2 protein-coding genes are annotated in these 3,476 nt (G+C 68.8%); one reads left to right on the top strand and one right to left on the bottom strand.

Annotated features, from left to right (window positions below):
• Positions 1 to 151: 151 nt before the first annotated feature.
• Complete coding sequence (gene acnA / locus RDU12_RS14030) at positions 152 to 2,872, bottom strand: aconitate hydratase AcnA (RefSeq protein WP_300291049.1); 2,721 nt, start codon at positions 2,870 to 2,872, stop codon at positions 152 to 154.
• 201 nt (positions 2,873 to 3,073) lie between these two features.
• Between acnA and RDU12_RS14025 the strand changes: the two genes are divergently transcribed.
• Positions 3,074 to 3,476, top strand: a 403-nt coding sequence (locus RDU12_RS14025) for an ATP-binding cassette domain-containing protein (RefSeq protein ID WP_308685231.1), incomplete at its 3' end; no start/stop codon positions are given.

Here is a 3,476-nt window from a genome sequence, read left to right as displayed (position 1 = left end):
GCCGTGGACATGTCCGCGATAGACGTGGTCTGGCGACTTGTTTGGCGAGGGGCTTCCTGCGGCCCGGAACGAAAAGGGCCGGCGGATCGCTCCGCCGGCCCTGATCGTCTCGTCTGGCGTCGTCGCCGGGTCGCATGCGACCCGCCTTCCCCTACTCCGCTGCGACCGCCTCCGGCGCGCCGCCGGCGAGGTTGCGCAGGACGTAGGGCATGACGCCGCCGGCCTTGAAGTAGTCCATCTCGGTCTGGTTATCGATGCGGCAGCGGACCGGGAAGCGGGCCATCTTGCCGTCCGAGGGACGGAACAGCTCGACCCACAGGTCCTGGCGCGGACGCAGCTTGCCGACATTGACGTCGGACAGGCCGCGGATGGTGACGATCTCCTCGCCGGTCAGGCCCAGACGGGTCCAGCCGTCCTGCTTGAACTGCAGCGGCACCACGCCCATCCCGACCAGGTTGGAGCGGTGGATGCGCTCGTAGCTCTCGGCGATGACGGCGCGGACGCCCAGCAGTTTCGTGCCCTTGGCGGCCCAGTCGCGCGACGAGCCGGTGCCGTATTCCTTGCCCGCGAAGACGACCAGCGGACGACCTTCCGACTGGTAGCGCATGGCCGCGTCGTAGATCGACATCGTGTCCTGCGACGGGAAGTGTTTGGTGACGCCGCCCTCGATGTCCGGGGTGATCTTGTTGCGGATGCGGATGTTGGCGAAGGTGCCGCGCATCATCACTTCGTGGTTGCCGCGGCGCGCGCCGTAGGAGTTGAAGTCGAGCGCGTCGACGCCGTGGTCGGTCAGATAGGCGCCGGCCGGCGAGGCCTTCTTGATCGAACCGGCCGGGCTGATGTGGTCGGTGGTGATCGAGTCGCCGAAGATGGCGAGGACGCGGGCCTCGACGATGTCGGCGACCGGGGCCGGCTCCATCGACATGCCCTCGAAATAGGGCGGGTTCTGCACATAGGTGGAGGCGTCGTCCCAGGCGTAGGTCTGGCCGCCCTCGACCTTGATGCCCTGCCAGTGCTTGTCGCCCTTGAAGACGTCGGCGTAGCGCTTGGCGAACATGGCCGGGGTGACCGACTTCTTCTGGATGGCGGCGATCTCGGCCGAGGTCGGCCACACGTCCTTGAGGAAGACGTCCTTGCCCTTCTTGTCCTTGCCGATCGGGTCCTTCGAGATGTCGATCCGCATCGAGCCGGCCAGGGCGTAGGCGACGACCAGCGGCGGCGAGGCCAGATAGTTGGCCTGGACGTCGGGGTTCACCCGGCCTTCAAAGTTGCGGTTGCCCGACAGCACCGAGGTGGCGACCAGGCCGTTGTCGTTGATCGCCTTGGAGATGGCCGGATCCAGCGGGCCCGAGTTGCCGATGCAGGTGGTGCAGCCGTAGCCGACCAGGTTGAAGCCGAGGGCGTCGAGGTCGGCCTGCAGGCCGGCGGCGGTCAGATAGTCGGTGACCACCTGCGAGCCGGGGGCCAGCGAGGTCTTGACCCACGGCTTGACCTTCATGCCCAGCTTGTGGGCCTTGCGCGCCACCAGACCGGCGGCGATCAGCACCGACGGGTTTGAGGTGTTGGTGCAGGAGGTGATGGCGGCGATGACCACGTCGCCGTCGCCGAGGTCGAACTTCTCGCCCTCGACCTTGACCCGCGGGGCGTCGGCCGGGCGATTGAACACCTCGCCCAGGGCCGTCTCGAAGGCCGGGGCGGCGATGGTCAGCTCGACCTTGTCCTGAGGCCGCTTGGGGCCGGCCAGCGACGGCACGACCTCGGCCATGTCCAGCTCGAGCACGTCGGTGAAGACCGGGTCTTCCGAGGTCTCGTCGATCCACAACCCTTGCGCCTTGGCGTAGGCCTCCACGAGGGCGACGCGCGCCTTGTCGCGGCCGGTGGCGGTCAGATACGAAATCGTCGCCGCCGACACCGGGAAGAAGCCGCAGGTGGCGCCGTATTCCGGGGCCATGTTGGCGATGGTGGCCTGGTCCTCGATGGTCAGGCTGGTCACGCCCGGGCCGAAGAACTCGACGAACTTGCCGACCACGCCCTTGCGACGCAGCATCTGGGTGACGGTCAGGACCAGGTCGGTGGCGGTGGCGCCTTCGGGCAGGGCGCCCGACAGGCGGAAGCCGATGACCTCGGGGATCAGCATCGGGATGGGCTGGCCCAGCATGGCCGCCTCGGCCTCGATGCCGCCGACGCCCCAGCCCAGAACGGCCAGGCCGTTGATCATGGTGGTGTGGCTGTCGGTGCCGACGACGGTGTCGGGATAGGCCAGGGTCGCCTTGCCCTCGGGCGCGGTCCAGACGGTCTGGGCCAGGTTCTCGAGGTTGACCTGGTGGCAGATGCCGGTGCCGGGGGGCACGACGCGGAAATTATTGAAGGCCGACGAACCCCAGCGGAGGAATTTGTAGCGCTCGATGTTGCGCTCGTATTCGCGCTCGACGTTCTGGTTGAAGGCGCCCGGGGTGCCGAAATGGTCGACCATGACCGAGTGGTCGATGACCAGGTCGACGGGGTTGAGCGGATTGATCTTCGAGGCATCGGCGCCGAGCTTGGACATGGCGTCGCGCATGGCGGCGAGGTCGACCACGGCCGGCACGCCGGTGAAGTCCTGCATCAGCACGCGGGCCGGGCGGAAGGCGATCTCGTGTTCGACCGAGCCCTTGTTGTCGATCCAGGCGGCGACGGCGCGCAGGTCGGCCTCGGTCACGGAGACCCCGTCCTCGTTGCGCAGCAGGTTCTCCAGCAGCACCTTCATCGAGCGCGGCAGGCGGGAAATCCCGGCCAGACCCGCTTCCTCGGCGGCCGGAAGGCTGTAATAGGCGTATTTCTTGCGCCCGACGGAAAGGTCCTGACGGGTCTTGAAGCTGTCGTTCGACGGCATGGGAGAGGTTCCTCTGGTCAACGCCGCCCGGACATCCGGTTGCGCGATCGCGCGACAGACGGCGGGGCGCACAGGTCCCCGCCGCGCGCGGCGAACGCCTGCTGCGGCGAGGCCGGATATAGCGATGGTTCCGACGGGCGTCCATGTATCCACGTCGGCCGCAGGGCCATTGAGAACTGTTCGCACTTGGGCCTCGCGCCGATGCTGACCGTCACCGGCCTCACCCTGTCCCGCGGCGAGCGGGTGCTGTTCCGCGATCTGTCCCTGTCGCTGGCGGCCGGCGAGGCCGTGGCCCTGACCGGGGCCAATGGCGCGGGCAAGACCAGCCTGCTGAGGGCCCTGGCCGGATTCCTCCGCCCCGACGCCGGGACCATCGCCTTCGCCGACGCCGATCCGGCCGAGGCGCGGCGCCGGCATATTCACTGGCTGGGCCATCTCGACGGCCTCAAGGGCGCGCGCCGGGCGCGGGAGGAGCTGACCTTCCAGGCCGCGTGGCTGGGCGCCGACGCGGCGGGGATCGCCGCCGCCGTCGACGTGCTGGCGCTGCAGCCGCTGCTGGAGCTGGAGGTGCGTCAGCTGTCGGCCGGCCAGCGCCGCCGGCTCG

It is taken from the genome of Brevundimonas sp. (genome assembly GCF_031082345.1).
Classification (GTDB): Bacteria; Pseudomonadota; Alphaproteobacteria; order Caulobacterales; family Caulobacteraceae; genus Brevundimonas.
The sequence above is the reverse complement of the archived record's forward strand: the minus strand, read 5'-3'. Positions and strand labels throughout refer to the sequence as shown.